Raw genomic sequence first — 16,482 nt, forward strand, 5'->3', positions numbered from 1 at the left:
TGCAAAGATAATTGATTCCTCTGCGTTTAAGTCTTTTCGCTTTAAAAAAGTGGATTTTTTTGTTTTTTTGTTTTTTTTTGTAAATGTGCGTATTTATGGATTTGTTCTTTTAGAACGTATTTATTATAAACATAATCACACAATGAATAAATTCTTCTGCATTTCGTAGTTTTATGCCTAATATTACTTTCAAATCGATTATTATACAATACAATGGGAACTTTTGATGATTTAATTAGCCAAGTAGATGCGTTTATTCGCAAGTACTACAAGAATCTTATGATTAAAGGCTTGTTCCTTTTTCTTATCATTTTTCTAGCTACATTTTTATTGGTGAGCGGACTTGAATTCATTGGTAGGTTCAATTCCTTTATTCGTGCATTTTTGTTTTTCTCTTTCATCCTTTTAAATGGTTATGTGCTGATCAAATATTTTATTGTTCCTCTTTCGAAATTATTTTCATTCGGAAAACGCATCAGTAGATTCCAAGCAGCAAACATTATTGGTAATTTCTTCCCATCGGTAAATGACCGACTTTTAAATACTTTACAGTTACAAGAAACAACAGTTTCAAATCCAAAGAATATTGATTTTCTAAAAGCGAGTATTCAACAAAATTCAAAACAATTAAATACCTTGAGTTTTGCTTCTGCAATCGATTATTCTGCGAACAAGAAATTCTTGCGTTATTTTATTCCTGTTTTAACTACAGTAGTTTTGATAGGAATTATGGCACCCAATTTTTTTAGTGACAGCACGCAACGCATAATTCAATACAATCAAGTTTTTGAATTAGCTCCTGATTTCACTTTTGAATTGGACAATCAAAAACTAATCGTTGAGGAAGGAAGTTCAATTAAGGTTGAAGTAACATTAACTCCAAATCCCGGAAAAGCACTTCCAGATCGTGTTTATCTAGAAAGTGATGAAGGAACTTTTTTAATGGAGAAAACAGCAAATAATAAAGCGGCTTATACTTTAAGCAATCTGAATAATAATTTACCATTTCGATTCAAAGCGGCTAAAGCTGTTTCTAAAACGTTCACAGTTGATGTTGTTAAACGCACTTCATTAGGCCACTTAAAAGTGGATATTGATTATCCGAATTACTTGAATCGGGTTTCTGAAACAATTGAAAATCCTGGAGATTTAATTCTACCAGAAGGTTCGCAAATTACTTGGAATGGAATTACGAAGAACACAAAGTCTTTAACAATAGTTTCTTCTGATACCACAATTCAATATGAAGGAAAATCAGGATTTAGGTTTATTCAAAAGGCAAAGAAATCTTCTTCTCTATCGTTTATTTTAGAGAATAAAGAATTGGCGACTTTTGATTCAACTACATATAATATTGATGTTATAAAAGATGAATACCCATCTATATCTTTGACCAATAGAAATGATTCTGTTCAAAAAAACAAAATTTACTTTTCTGGAAATGTAAAAGATGATCATGGTCTTACGCGGGTTGTTTTTCATTATTCAATTCTAAAGAAAGATGGAAGTGAATTCAAAGAAGTTATTTCTGTTCCTGGAATTATTGGCAGCCAGTCTCCATTTTCTATGACTTTTAATATTGACCAATTACCATTGGAGTTAGAAGATAACGTGACTTATTATTTCACTGTTTATGATAACGATGGAGTTCATGGACCCAAAGCAACGAAGTCAAGTGTGTTCCAACACAAAACTCCTTCTTTAGATGAATTACAGGAACAACGCAAATCTGATAAAGACGACGCTAAAGAAGAATTAAAAGAATTGATTCGAGAAAGTCAAGAATTCAAGGAGCAGATTAATCGCTTGAAGAAGGAAATGGCAAACACTAAAAACTCATCTTGGCAACAGCAAAAGCAAGTGGAGAGTTTGCAAAAACAACAGGAGTCTTTGAAGAGTAAATTAGAGCAATTAAAAGACAAGATGAAATCTTCATTTGAAGAAAAGTCTAAGTTGAGTCCGATGGATGAGAAGCTCATGGAAAAGCAAAAAGAGATAGAGAATTTATTAGAATCTATAATGGATGATGAATTAAAGAAATTGCTTGAGGAGTTGGAAGAGATGATGAAGCAAAATGATTCTAAAGATCTCATGGAAAAAATGGAAGAGGGTGAAATGACTGCCGAAGAAATGGATAGGCAATTAGATCGAACTATGGAAATGTTGAAGACAATGGACGTTGAAGAACGTGTTGAAGATCTTCAAAAGTCATTAGAGGAATTAGCAAAAGACCAAGATAAATTAAAAGAAGATATTGAGGATGGAATGAATAAAGAGGACGCTGCTAAAAAACAAGAAGACCTCAATAAGAAGTTTTATGAAGTAAAGAAAGATTTGGAAGAAATGCTGAAAAAGAACGAGGAATTAGAACGTCCACTTTCTTTTGAAGATTTAGATAAGGTGGCGGAAGAGGTGGAAGAAGAAATGAAAGATGCAAAAGAAGACATCGAGAATGATAAGAAATCTTCTGCAGGAGAAAAGCAAAAGAAGGCCAGTGAAAAAATGGAGGAAATGGCTTCGCAAATGGCAGCACAAATGCAAGAGAGTCAAGAAGAGCAGCAAGAAGAAGATTTGGAGTCTTTAAGGGCTTTATTGGAGAATCTAATGCGTTTAAGTTTCGACCAAGAAGCGAACATGGAAGCATTTAAAAGTACAGATATCTATGATCCAATGTTTGTGGAGTTAGGAAAAAAACAACGCAGCATTATAGATAACCTTAAACCAGTAAAAGATAGTTTACGTGCTTTAGCAGATCGAATTCCTAAAATTGCTTCTTTCATTGAACAAGAATTGGGTGAGATAGAAAAGCAATACAAATATATTCCATCGCATATTGGTGAACGCGAAAAGCGTCAATTGGGAGTTAAACAACAATTCGCAATGACGAGTATTAACAACCTCGCTTTGTTTTTGAATGAAACTCTAGAAAGCGCACAACAAAGTCTGGCTAAAATGCAGGGAGATAAAAGTTGTGATAAACCAGGTCAGGGTAAACCGGGAAAAGGGAAGCCGGGTCAAGGTAAACCAGGAGACATGGAGAGCATGAAAGAGATGCTGAAAAAGCAACTGAAAGACATGAAGAAAGGTGCTAATTCTGGAGGGTCAAAACCGGGTAGTAAACCAGGTGGAATGCTTCCAATGAATTCTCAACAAGCTGCAAAAATGGCTGCGCAACAAAATGCAATGCAAAAGAAGCTTCAGGAGTTGCGTGAACAAATGAATAAAGATGGAAGTGGTGACGGAAATAAATTGAATGACTTACTTAAAGAGTTGGAAAAGCAAGAAGAAAAATTGATTAATAAAGAATGGACTACTGAATTGATTGATCGTCAGCAAGAGATATTAACACGTCTTCTTGAAAGCGAAAAAGCTATGCAGGAAAGAGGTTTGGATGAGCAGCGAGAAAGTAATTCAGGAAAAGATCAAAAAATTGGTAACCAAATTGAGTTTCTAGAGTATAAGAATCAGAAAGAAAAACAAATTGAATTACTAAGAACACTAGATCCATCATTTAGCAAGTACTACAAAGAGAAAGCGAATGCATACTTTTTGAATGTGAACTAATTTTTGGTTGTGGTGTTTGATATAAATTAATTGATGGAAGCAAGTTATAAAGAAATTGAATCTGTATCCTTTACGTCGGATATTAAAAATATTAGTGTTGCTGAATCACTAGTTGATGCTGTGTGTAAAAACAATAGTGTTCACGAAGATCATTATGGTAATATTTTAATTGCGGTCACAGAGGCTGTTAATAATGCTATTCAACACGGAAATTTAGAAGATCACAATAAGAAAGTTCTCATCTCTGTTAAACAGAATTCAGATGAACTTTGTTTTACTGTTAAAGATGCAGGTCAAGGTTTTGCTTTTGATAATCTACCCGATCCTACAGCTCCGGAAAATATCGAAAAAGAAAGTGGACGAGGAATTTTCCTTATGAAATCACTAGCTGACAAAGTCACGTTTGAAGAAAACGGTGCTAAAGTTATACTTACATTTGGTCGCATATAATGATAGATTTTCAAGTATTAGATGTTGACGCTCCTGACCTAAATCATGTAGATGATTGGTTTCAGAAAGTAGTAGAACAAGAAGAAAAAACCCTAGCTGAATTATTAATAGTTTTAGGAAACGATGAGTGGTTGCTAGATCAAAATATCCGTTTTCTTGAACACGATTTTTATACCGATATTATTACTTTTGATTATTGTGTTCATGATATAATAAGCGGTGATTTACTTATCTCCCTAGACCGAGTTGAAGAGAATGCGAAAGACTATAATGTTTCACGTGAAACAGAGTTGAATCGTGTTTTAGTCCACGGATTACTTCATTTGTGTGGTTATGGAGATAAAAGCCCAAAAGAAATCGAGATAATGCGAAAAAAAGAGGATTACTATCTATCACTGTTGTAATTTTGTTCCACGTGAAACAAGATAGTTATGCTGAAAGAATATGATGTTATTGTTGTAGGTGCTGGACATGCAGGTTGTGAAGCCGCAAATTCAGCTGGAAAACTGGGGGCTTCTACCCTAGTGGTTACAATGAATATGAATACGATTGCGCAAATGTCCTGCAATCCTGCCATGGGTGGAGTTGCAAAAGGACAAATTCTGCGTGAAATTGATGCCTTAGGCGGAGGTTCTGGAATTATTTCAGACAAAACCGCTATCCAATTCCGAATGTTAAACATGAGTAAAGGTCCTGCGATGTGGTCTCCACGTACGCAAAATGACCGTATGCGTTTTGCTGAGGAATGGAGGTTGATGTTAGAGCGAAATCTCAATGTCGATTTTTGGCAAGATATGGTTGTTGGGATCACTACTAAAGATGGTGTGGTTACTGGAGTTAAAACCCGAATGGGAATGGAGATTTCTGGTAAAACTGTCGTGCTTACAAGCGGTACTTTTATGAATGGAATGATTCATTTAGGTGAGAACAACTACGGAGGTGGTCGAGCAGGTGAAAGTGCTTCAACTGGGATTACGGAGGATTTAGTTAATCTAGGTTTTGAATCAGGAAGAATGAAAACAGGAACCCCTCCAAGGGTTGATGGTCGTTCTTTAGATTATTCCAAAATGGAAGTTCAAGCAGGTGATGAGGTGACGAGTAAATTTAGTTTTACAGATGAAACTCAACCTTTGGCCACTCAAAGACCTTGTCATGTTACTTACACAAATCAAGAAACACACGATATATTAAGAACAGGTTTTGATCGTTCACCAATGTTTAATGGTGCTATTAAATCTAAAGGCCCGAGATATTGTCCAAGTATAGAGGATAAGATTTCTCGTTTTGCGGAACGTGAAAGACATCAAATTTTCGTAGAACCAGAAGGATGGAATACTGTTGAAATTTATGTGAATGGATTCAGTACAAGTTTACCTGAGGAAGTTCAGTTGAAAGCTTTGAGAACAATTCCAGGTTTTGAAGAAGTGAAAATGTTTAGACCGGGTTATGCAATCGAATATGATTACTTCCCTCCTACGCAATTGAAACATACTTTAGAAACGAAATTGATCTGTGGATTATATTTTGCGGGTCAAATTAACGGTACGACAGGTTACGAAGAAGCAGCTTGTCAAGGTTTAATGGCGGGTATAAATGCGGCTAGAAAAGTACAAGGTAAAGAGAGTTTTATATTGAATCGTTCTGATGCGTATATTGCGGTTTTGATTGATGATTTAATCACAAAAGGTACAGACGAACCATACAGAATGTTTACTTCTCGTGCGGAATACCGTATTCTTTTACGTCAAGATAATGCTGATTTAAGACTATCACCAATTGCTCATGTCATCGGAATGATTTCGGATGAACGTATGGAATTGGTTAAACAAAAAATGGATGACGTTAAGGATTTGAAAAGAAAACTTTCAAAAATTGGTATTACGCCAGATGAAGCGAATCCTATTTTAGAGTCATTAAGCTCCTCTCCTATTAATCAACAAGTGAAATTGGCGCAACTGATTACACGTCCAAACTTAGGGATGGATCAAATGCTTGAGATGAGTGAACAATTAAGAGACTTCACAAGTGGTTTTAGTAAAGAAGTATTAGAGCAAGTTGAGATTCAATTGAAGTATGATGGTTACATTAGCCGTGAGCAAGATGTAGCCAATAAATTGAATAGATTGGAAGATGTAACTATTCCAGAAGGGATTGAATATGCCAAATTAAGCAGTTTAAGTGCAGAGGCGGTAAATAAATTATCCGATATTACACCGAATACTATTGGACAAGCTTCACGTATTAGCGGTATTTCACCAAGTGATGTGAATGTTTTATTAATTCATTTGGGACGATAGTTTCACGTGAAACATTTATAAATTAAGTATAGAATGAATACCATTAGAAATTGTCCTGTTTGCGAGGAGACTTATTTTAAAGATTTTCTTGAAGTAAAGGATCATATGATCACGCAGGAAAAGTTTAAAATTGTTGAATGTGATGCTTGTGGATTTCACTTCACTAATCCAATTCCAGAAGCTGATAAGATTGGTGAATATTATAAGTCTGAAAAATATATTTCGCACAGTTCAAACAAGAAAGGATTGATTAACTTTTTGTACAATACTGTTAGAAGTATAACGTTAAAAGAAAAAGTTAAATGGGTTCGTAATGTTACGGAAGGGAAATGCTTGTTGGATATTGGGTCCGGAACTGGACACTTTTTAAAAGCTGCAAATGATAATGGTTTTAATGGAATTGGGTTAGAGCCCGATGCTGATGCAAGAGATTTTGCACATAAAAACAACCATGTTAGAAGTAGTTCGCAAGAGGAACTTTACAATATTGAAGCAAAAAGTTTTGACGTGGTTACAATGTGGCATGTTTTAGAACATGTTTATGACTTAAGAAAAGACTTAAAACGCATTGAAGAGATTTTAAATAGCAACGGTAAATTATTTATCGCTGTTCCAAATATGAATTCTTACGATGCAAGATTTTATAAAAAAAATTGGGCATCTTATGATGTTCCTCGTCACCTCTACCATTTCAAACAAAACGATATTTCACGTTTACTTTTAGATTTTGGTTTCGATCTGAAAAAAGTAATTCCAATGCGTTATGATGCGTATTATATTTCTATGCTTTCCGAAAAATATAAAAATCGATTTATATTATTTGGAGTTTTCCGAGGACTAATTTCAAACATGAAAGCAAAAAAATATGGTTACTCTAGTCAAGTCTATGTTTTTGAAAAAAGAAACTAAAAACATGATTTCTATTAGAGTTTACTCTTCAGAATAAAAAATTTATTTTGTCCTGACATAAAAACGAGCTTGAGCTCGTTTTTTTTACGTTTTAAAGGTGTTTAAAGTGATTGTTTTTACTTCACGCATAGATTGTGTTGGAAAAAATCCGAAACAAGGATTAAGAGCGTGTGTTTTTGGTCGTTTTTCCTCTGTTTTGAGAAAAATGAGCTCAGATTTGTAAAATTTAGAAAATCACGAACATTCCACACAAATCAATTTGTATCTTTGAATATCAATTTTTAGTTTTTGAATTTATCGAAATAGAAAATTGAATTGAGTAAACCGAGTTTAAATATCTTCCAAATTAAAATACTTGATGTTAAGCCAACACGAATTAATTACCGACAAGCTAAGACAGTTTATAAATGAAAATGGAAAGTTTGAAGTTATTAAACGTTCTTATAGTTATTATCCGTCTTTGATTTCTAATAATGATAATGTATTGTTATTTGAATGTAGCGGATCACAAATTGAACCTTACGATGTACTTATTGATATTCGCAATTATTATAATATAAAGTCATCTTGCGATTGTCCTTATAATGGACCAGGGATTTGTAAACATCAAGTTGCCTCTTTTAGCAAATTGGTTGAATTAGTAGAGGATGAAGATGTTGATTTAAACAGAATAATAGAGAAGAAAACCTTCATCTCCCCTACTACGGCTATTCCACACGAAAATGGAATTATTGATGTTGACGAGCTCAACAAAATAGATTTTTCTAGTCGAACAAATTATTATAGCCCGTTAACTTTTATTTCGATCAACAAGAACCGAATAGAAGGCGTTTATCAAGATTACCGAAATGACTATCAGTTGTCAATGACTTTCAATAGGTCAAATGAACTGTTGGCCTTAAAATGTTCTTGTAAAAGCGCTACTAATTGTTCTCATAAAATGATTTTCTTAAAAGACTTCTTTAAGAAATTTGGTAAAGACTACTTTACAGAAAACTTTGAAGAACGCTTTAAGCAAAGGACCATGGAAGCGTCCAAATTTGATGGTCTACTTGACTTTGATGACATTTTTGAAATGGAAATTTCTACTAATGGAGTAAAAGTTACAGAGAAAATCAACAATATTGTTGGAACAGATGATTCATTATTTGGTCTTTTTAAAGAGAACAGAAAGAATTTTTATCTACCTGACAATGCCATAGATAATACCGGTTTTGGTGTGGCGATTGGACTAGAAGTAGCTAAGAATAGTATTTCAAATATATTTCCTTTTATTGGGAAGTTGGATAAATCGAAAACCAGATTAAATACAAAATTCAAGGTAATTACGGATTATAACTTTTCTGAATCTCTATCTCGTGTCGATAAAACATTGTATAAAGATTTGATTTTAAAAGGGATTCAGTTAGCTGAAGTATTTGGTAGTCAAAGATATAAAGATCATAGTTTAGAGAATGTAAAAAAGCAAATCAAGATATTTACATCTATTATAGAGAGTAATCCAGAACAAGTTATTTATCTTTATAAAGGGCATAAATCATTTGTGAAAAAACATACTACCGAGTTAACTATCAGTGAAGATGAAATAACTCCCGTGCTAAAAATCATAGATAAGAAGCCCTTTTATCAGCTTGATTTTAAGGTTAAAATAGATAATCATACTTATGGAGTAAGCTCTTCTAAAATATTAATTGCTCCATTTGGAATAGCTTTCAATGAGTCATTTTATCCATTTAAAAATTCTGAAGTAGCCTATTCTCTCTTGAAAGCTTTAGAAAAACCTCAAATGAATGTTGTTCATAAAGGAATAGATGAATTGATGAGCAACGTTATCGATCCATTATCGAGAGTATTTGAAATTGATTTTTCTGGAATTAAGCCTTCAAAAAATCAAGACGAAGCGGAAATCGAAAAACATGTTTATTTATCGGATGAAGATGGCGAATATGTGGTGCTTCAACCTTTGGTTCAGTATGGAGAAACCTTGGTATCTCCAGGCAGTAAAGAAAAAGTTTGGGAAGATAAAGATACTTTGACTTTTAAAGACAGAGATGAAGAAATAGAAAATGAATTTCTTGCAGATTTTAAAAAACTACACCCTCTTTTTGAAAGGCAATCGAACTATTTCTATTTAACTGTTGAGGATGCCTTAGAATCTATGTGGTTGATGGAGGTCCTCGATAAATTGAAGACTAAAAAAATTCGAATATTCGGATTAAATGATTTAAAATCAATTCGTTATAACTTAAATAAGCCTTCTTTTTCTATTGGCTTAAGCTCTGGAACTGATTGGTTTGACATGGATATTAAGATAGATTTTGGAGGTCAAACAGCAGATTTGAAACAGATTCAAAAATCTATTATCAAGCAAACGAATTACGTGGAACTAAAAGATGGTTCCATTGGGATTTTGCCTAAAGAATGGATAGAAAAATACAAGAAGTACTTTAAACTTGGGAACGTAAAAAAGGACAAGATTGAGATTTCGAACTTTCAATTTAACATCATTGATGAGTTGTATGAGGAAGAAACCAACACGCCGAAGTTTTTAGAGGAATTGTACGAGAAGAAAAAGCGTTTGTCGAATCTCAAAGAATTAAAAGCCATTCCTAAACCAAAAGGAATTAAAGCGACCCTACGTGATTATCAACACGAAGGATTAAATTGGTTGGTGTTTTTAGATGAAAATAAACTAGGTGGTTGTTTAGCGGATGATATGGGATTGGGGAAAACCCTACAAACGATTGCGTTTATGCAATACCTTAAAAATACTAATACCAAAGGCACTTCCCTACCCCATTTGGTGGTTGCTCCAACTTCGTTAATGTTTAATTGGCTTGCTGAATTGGAAAAATTTGCACCTAAATTGAAAGTACTGAGTTTTATTGGACCGAATAGACATGAATTGATTTCTGAAATTCCAAAACATGATGTTGTATTAACTACTTATGGTTCAATTATTAAAGACGTAGAATCACATATTAAAATTGAATATAATTATGTAATTCTTGATGAAAGTCAAGCAATTAAGAATCCGCAATCTCAAAGATTCAAAGCTGTTCGTTTATTAAAAAGTAAGAACAGATTGGCGCTTACTGGAACACCAATTGAAAACAATACTTTTGATTTATACAGTCAGTTTAGCTTTTTGAATCCAGGAATTTTTGGAAGTATTAAGCATTTTAAATCGACGTTCTCAGAAGCGATAGATAAAGATCAAGACGAATATACTTCGGATTTATTGGCCAGAATGATTAATCCTTTCCTCCTGCGCAGAACCAAAACGCAAGTAGCAAAAGAGCTTCCAACGAAAACAGAAGTTGTAATTTACTGTGAAATGGGGAAAGCACAACGAAAGGTTTATGATCACTTCAAGGAATATTTCAGACAGAAATTGCAAGAGCAAATTGCAGAGGACGGAATCAATAAATCTCAAATGTATATTCTTCAAGGATTAACCAAGTTGCGTCAGATTTGTAATTCAACAGCACTTGCCGATAAAGAAAAAGACTACGGAAATGAATCTGCAAAACTGGATGAACTCGTGCGTCATTTAACGGAGAAAGTAAATAACCACAAGATTTTGGTTTTTTCTCAGTTTGTGGGAATGTTACACCTCGTTAAGGAGCGATTAGAGCAAGAAGGAATCCTTTTCGAGTACTTGGATGGTAAAACACAAAACAGAGAGCAAAGGGTTAATAATTTCCAAAATAACGACAAGATTCGTGTATTTCTGATCAGTTTGAAAGCTGGAGGAACAGGATTAAACCTAACCGAAGCTGATTATGTATATTTAATTGATCCGTGGTGGAATCCTGCTGTTGAAAGTCAAGCAATAGACCGTTGTTATAGAATCGGTCAAGACAAAAAAGTAATGGCTTATCGAATGATTTGTAAAGACACGATTGAGGAGAAAATTGTTCAATTACAAGACAAAAAGAAAACGGTTGCCGCGGATGTTATTCGTGTGGATAAAGAGAAAAAATCTTTTAATAAAAGTGATGTGGAATTATTGTTTGGGATGTAGGGACGATTTGCAAACCGTCCCTACCACAATCCCAAGCCTTACCTATATACCAAAAGCCATCATTCATAATTATAATTTGTAACATAATGGGGGTAATTTTCATTAATTCTTGTAAAGGAATGGGGGTAATATTGGAGTTATCATGTAGAGAAATGGGGGTAAATAGATAAATAAGGAAAAAAATTCTTTATGGATCAGCGTAGAGACGATTTGGACTTCGACCTTGATCAGCCACCTTCGTTCGTACAACATCCAAAATAATCATGATTTTTAACATAATAGAGGTGATTTTCATCAATTCCTATTATTCAATAATTATCATTTTCAGAATGTTTAAATTGTGGAATGCTTTCTTTAATTTTAGGTTTAGAGTCCAAGAATGAATAGAAAAATGTCCTCTGAAAACAATGAGAAATCTTTTCTTAATAACATTCCTTTTTGCTTCCTTCTTCTTCTATTCAAATGAGGTAAAACTTGAGTTACCAAATTCTATTCAAAATACAGACACGCTTTCACTTCAAAAAGACACTTCAATTGTGATTTACCCAGATGTGGAAGCTGAATTTCTTGGAGGATCAAGTAGAATGATGAAATATTTTATTGAAAATTTAGAATATCACAAAATGGAAACCAGCAAAACATTACAATGAATTCTCTGAAGATAGAAGGAACATTAATTCACCTGATTTTTAAATATATATCTCAGAGATGTTTACTTATTCACGAAAAGATAAACTTAAATTCTTCTATTCGATATTTATTTTATAAGTTTATATCTGAAAAACAGTGATATAGATTAATAGTCTACAAATCATTTATCTAAACTATTACATTTGTATTAAGCTACTAACATTATTATAAACCAAAAACAACGAACAATGAAAGCAATTTTAAGTGTATTATTATTTATCCCTGTGATGCTTTTTTCACAAGTACCAATAACTGTTGCGAGTCAAGAAGGAGCTCAAAATAAGGGTGAAATTTTTGAAGAAGTGGATGTAGAAGCAAACTTTCCAGGAGGGGCTGCTGAAATGATGCAATATATCGCTCATAACGTAAAGTATCCAGAAATTTCAATGGAAAATGGAGAACAAGGTAAAGTATTCGTTGAGTTTGTTGTCAATAAAGACGGCTCTGTTAGCAATATTAAAATTTTAAGAGGCGTTTCTAAAGATATTGATGTGGAAGCTATGGGAGTAGTGAAAAATATGCCAAAATGGACGCCAGCAGAAATCGAAGGGAAGAAAGTAAGATCAATTGCTAGAATACCAATTAATTTTATCCTTACCGATTAAGATAAAATATTAAGCATAAAAAAAATCGAGCCTTGGCTCGATTTTTTTGTTTTGTATAGTTTTTAATTTTTAGGAAGCTAACTAGAAATACTTAATACTCCTTTTTAGGTTCCACCCAATCTCCATTTTCTTTAATCAACTGAATCAAAGCATCAACAGCTTCTGCTTCAGGAACATTTTTCTTAACAACGGTCTTCTCTTTGTACAAGTGAATTTTCCCCGGACGTGTCCCAACATATCCGTAATCTGCATCTGCCATTTCTCCTGGCCCATTTACAATACAGCCCATAATTCCAATCTTCAAACCTTTCAAATGAGAAGTGTGTTTTCTGATTTTAGCTGTTGTTTCTTGTAAATCAAATAGTGTTCTACCACATGAAGGACAAGAAATATATTCAGTTTTAGAAATACGTGTTCTCGTTGCTTGAAGTATTCCAAAACTCGTTGTATTTACCAATTGTGGAGATACTTTTTCTGTTGAATTTACCCATACTCCATCTCCGAATCCATCAATTAAAACACTTCCTATTTTAGCAGATTGCCACAATTGAAATGATTCTAAATCCTTCGTTTCAGTGGTATGTTTTAGAATTACAGGTAAATCGATATTGTGTAAAACCAATGTACGGTAAAAATTACGCATTACTTGTGTGTAATTTTCTGAAGGCGCTTCAATAACCAAAACCACATCATTTAAAAATTGAATCTTATCAATTTCCGCTGTGTTTTTAGGATCCCAATTCAAGAAATTTAATTTTTTATGTTTGAATCCGTTTATTGGAATTGATTTATATAAAGGATAGAAATGTTTCTTATTCGAATAGTTTTTCTCCCAATGTTCAGCATTCGCAACAACTCCTAACATTCCTGGAATTTCAAAATCTACAGTTTGATTACCAATAAAAACATAATCAGCGGCCAAGTCTTGCATTGTCCACTTATCTAATGTTTTAGAATAATTGTAACCAAATCCAAAGAAATTAGCTTCAGAAATTGATTCTTTTTCACTTAAATCTGCAAAGACAATCGGATGATTTTTCTCACCAATATTAGTGATTTCCATCGCTTCCCTTCTTTTGTAAACTAGAGGATCGTAAGGCAATTGAAGATCGTTTTTGAATTCTTCAACCCCATCTTCTTTATAATTTTGTGCTAGTTTTTCAGCCACAGGGATTTCCGCTTCAGGAGCTTCGGTTAAAGAAACACGAATAGTATCACCCAATCCGTCTTCCAACAAAGCACCAATTCCAACAGCAGATTTAATTCTACCATCTTCACCATCTCCAGCTTCTGTAACCCCTAAATGCAAAGGATAAATCTTCCCTTCGTCCAGCATTCTCGCCACCAAGAAGCGATAAGCTTGAACCATCACTAAGGTATTACTCGCTTTCATCGAAATTACAATTTCATGGAAATCATGTTTCTGACAAATATGAATAAACTCCATAGCTGATTCGACCATTCCTTCTGGCGTATCACCAAATCGACTTAGAATTCGATCAGAAAGGGAACCGTGATTCGTTCCAATACGCATTGCAGTTCCGTTTTTCTTGCATAAAAGAACCAAAGGCGTAAATTTCTCTTCGATTCTTAGCAATTCCTCACGGTAACTTGCATCTGTATAATCGATTTCTTCGAACTTCTTCTTATCAGCATAATTTCCAGGATTCACGCGTACTTTTTCTACGATTCCTGCAGCAATTTCCGCAGCATTTGGTGTAAAATGAATATCAGCAACCAAAGGAGTATCATATCCACGCTCCATTAATCCCTTCTTAATTTCAGCCAAATTATAAGCTTCTTTCTTCGAAGGTGCAGTCAATCGAACCAATTCACAACCCACATCAATCATGCGAATAGATTCCTCAATAGAACCTTCCGTGTCCATTGTGTCTCGGGTCGTCATGGATTGGATTCTAATCGGATGCTCTCCTCCTATTCCTAGTTTTCCTACAGTTACCTCATGTGTTTTTAATCGCGTACGATTAAATGGATCATTGCAATATTTCATTCTTGGTGCGTTTGACAAGCAAAAATAATACATCTCCGCTGCTATTGTAACAAATGGTGAAAAGAAATGTTGGCTTCGTCTGCGCTCCGCCAAAGAAAATGGCTCTACTCAGCCAACACGAAAGGCACTGCTCAGCCAACGAAAATGGCTACCATATTAATGAACAGGAAAATGTTTAGGGTTAATCTTAATATAATATAACTTCTTAAACGGTGACTGAGCGTAATCGAAGGCAGCATTCAAGAAGTAATATTTTGATTTGCTCAATTATTTGATTGCCTTAAATCTTGTTTTCACCTGATTCACAGATGAATGCCACTTTACTAAAACAAAAAAAACACCTCATGCCAAAAGGATATATGTACATATTAGAATGCTCCAATGGGAGTTATTATACCGGAAGTACAAAGTATTTGAAATTCAGAATTAAACAACACCAAAGTGGTGAAGGAGCAAATCATACCTCCAAATATTTGCCCGTCAAATTGGTTTATTTTGAGGAATTCGATCGAATAGATCACGCTTTTTACCGTGAAAAACAAGTTCAAGGATGGAGTCGGAAGAAGAAAGAGGGGCTGATATATGGTGATTTCGATAAATTACATATCGAGGCTGAGTGTAAAAACGATTCGCATTATAGGGGCTTCGACTACGCTCAGCCCTCTGAATAGAAATCCTCTCAGCCTTCTGAATAAATTTTCGCTTAGCCCCAAACAAAAAAGAGACCATCAATTAGTTTTGACAGTCTCTTTTTTAATTTTAATTGAATATTATTATTTAATAAACTTTCTACTCAGAATCATACCGTTTTCCCCTGTGATTTGAACGAAGTAAACTCCATTTTCTAAATCTGAAACATTTATTTTGGTGTCATTTAAAATCATATTATTTTGAGTATTCTTTATCATGATTTCTCCAAGACTATTAACAATCTTTACTTCAGTTATTTCTAAGTTATTCAAACTTTTGAAGTTGATGTTTTCAGTTGCTGGATTTGGATAAATTTCAAATGATTTACTTTCTTCTGATAACAGAGCTAAAGAACTGTTTGTGCTATAAAATCCATTAGAACCTGCTGGTTGTCCATCTACACTTATTTCTGTAATTGCAGCTACTGGATCTGGGTATCCAGCTAAATACCAAGTATAAGCGTCAACAACATAAGTAATTGTACCACCTTGATAAACATCGCTATATTCTTGGTGAAGAGCCACACGAATGACATCGTTATATGTTCCATTTGGTGTAATTACTGTACCGTAACCATCATACGTAACTTCATCTGTTCCCGCACGAGTAAAGTTCATCCCTGAGAAAAATGTAGCTTCAAATGTATTTGTTTCGCTGGCGTTGTAAGTTAAAGGGTAAAATAATATTTTACTTGGATCGGTGTATGTAATTATTGTACCACCTGCATCAATTCCCCATAAATACTTCCCTGTAGCATCCTCTTGATAGTAAGCTTCAGAATTAGCTTGTGAACTACCTGTGATAGTTGTGTTTGGAAAACTTGGATTAGCTGCTGTAATTGTGTTAACATTAGTTCCAGAGGAAGTGAAAGCACTAAAGTCCCAAGTAACGTTTGCTCCTCCAGGTCCTGGGTTTATGTATTGAGCAGTAGAACTTTCATAGCTCATTCCAATTTGATAATTTAAGTCACTGGAATTTAAAACTGGTTGGGCTAAAGTTGAAGCAGATATTAATACCCCAAATAAATTAAGTAAAGATTTTTTCATAATATAATAGTTTAAGTTAAAAGCATGAAAGTAACATAAATATATTAGTCTTTTGATCTACTTATCACTAAAACAACCCCTCAACCTTCTGAAAAAGAATTGTAATTGAAGTGTCTTTCTAAACTTAGTTCGTTCAGAAAATAATTATTTATGATGAAAACAACTCCTTTTATATCTGTATTTAATGATACTT

Annotated in this window: 11 protein-coding genes; 9 read left to right on the top strand and 2 right to left on the bottom strand. The window is 33.9% G+C overall.

Annotated elements, in window-relative coordinates; genetic code table 11:
* Positions 1-213 precede the first annotated feature (213 nt).
* The 8 genes from ERX46_RS09200 (at position 214) to ERX46_RS09235 (ending at position 12,542) form a co-directional block, all read left to right on the top strand.
* A complete protein-coding gene (locus tag ERX46_RS09200) occupies positions 214-3,564 on the top strand; it encodes a hypothetical protein (protein ID WP_130093566.1) in 3,351 nt (1,116 codons plus the stop codon).
* A gap of 33 nt (positions 3,565-3,597) precedes the next feature.
* Positions 3,598-4,014 carry an ATP-binding protein gene (locus ERX46_RS09205; protein WP_130093567.1) on the top strand — a complete coding sequence of 139 codons (417 nt, stop codon included), beginning with the start codon at positions 3,598-3,600 and terminating at the stop codon, positions 4,012-4,014.
* Positions 4,014-4,418: an rRNA maturation RNase YbeY gene (gene ybeY / locus ERX46_RS09210; protein ID WP_130093568.1), complete on the top strand. Its 405-nt coding sequence runs from the start codon at positions 4,014-4,016 to the stop codon at positions 4,416-4,418. Before ERX46_RS09205 ends, ybeY begins: the two co-directional genes overlap by 1 nt.
* 27 nt (positions 4,419-4,445) lie before the next feature.
* Positions 4,446-6,311, top strand: coding sequence for a tRNA uridine-5-carboxymethylaminomethyl(34) synthesis enzyme MnmG (gene mnmG / locus ERX46_RS09215; RefSeq protein ID WP_130093569.1), 1,866 nt, complete (start codon positions 4,446-4,448; stop codon positions 6,309-6,311).
* Positions 6,312-6,344: 33 nt separating this feature from the next.
* Positions 6,345-7,220 (top strand): class I SAM-dependent methyltransferase, encoded by an 876-nt coding sequence (locus tag ERX46_RS09220; protein ID WP_130093570.1) that lies wholly within the window; start codon positions 6,345-6,347, stop codon positions 7,218-7,220.
* 358 nt (positions 7,221-7,578) lie between these two features.
* Positions 7,579-11,247 carry a DEAD/DEAH box helicase gene (locus ERX46_RS09225; RefSeq protein ID WP_130093571.1) on the top strand — a complete coding sequence of 1,223 codons (3,669 nt, stop codon included), beginning with the start codon at positions 7,579-7,581 and terminating at the stop codon, positions 11,245-11,247.
* 407 nt (positions 11,248-11,654) lie between these two features.
* Positions 11,655-11,897: a hypothetical protein gene (locus tag ERX46_RS09230; RefSeq protein ID WP_130093572.1), complete on the top strand. Its 243-nt coding sequence runs from the start codon at positions 11,655-11,657 to the stop codon at positions 11,895-11,897.
* A gap of 228 nt (positions 11,898-12,125) precedes the next feature.
* Complete coding sequence (locus ERX46_RS09235) at positions 12,126-12,542, top strand: energy transducer TonB (protein ID WP_130093573.1); 417 nt, start codon at positions 12,126-12,128, stop codon at positions 12,540-12,542.
* Between the two features lie 91 nt (positions 12,543-12,633).
* Here ERX46_RS09235 and ispG read toward each other — a convergent pair whose 3' ends face one another.
* Positions 12,634-14,553: a (E)-4-hydroxy-3-methylbut-2-enyl-diphosphate synthase gene (gene ispG, locus ERX46_RS09240; RefSeq protein WP_242494559.1), complete on the bottom strand. Its 1,920-nt coding sequence runs from the start codon at positions 14,551-14,553 to the stop codon at positions 12,634-12,636.
* 344 nt (positions 14,554-14,897) lie between these two features.
* On the opposite strand from ispG, the gene ERX46_RS09245 reads away from it, so the two are divergent.
* Positions 14,898-15,224, top strand: coding sequence for a GIY-YIG nuclease family protein (locus ERX46_RS09245; protein WP_130093575.1), 327 nt, complete (start codon positions 14,898-14,900; stop codon positions 15,222-15,224).
* Between the two features lie 102 nt (positions 15,225-15,326).
* Here ERX46_RS09245 and ERX46_RS09250 read toward each other — a convergent pair whose 3' ends face one another.
* On the bottom strand, positions 15,327-16,289 hold the full coding sequence (locus ERX46_RS09250; protein WP_130093576.1) for a T9SS type A sorting domain-containing protein: 963 nt from the start codon (positions 16,287-16,289) through the stop codon (positions 15,327-15,329).
* Between the last annotated feature and the right edge of the window lie 193 nt (positions 16,290-16,482).

It is taken from the genome of Brumimicrobium glaciale, from assembly GCF_004152935.1.
Lineage (GTDB): Bacteria > Bacteroidota > Bacteroidia > Flavobacteriales_D > Crocinitomicaceae > Brumimicrobium > Brumimicrobium glaciale.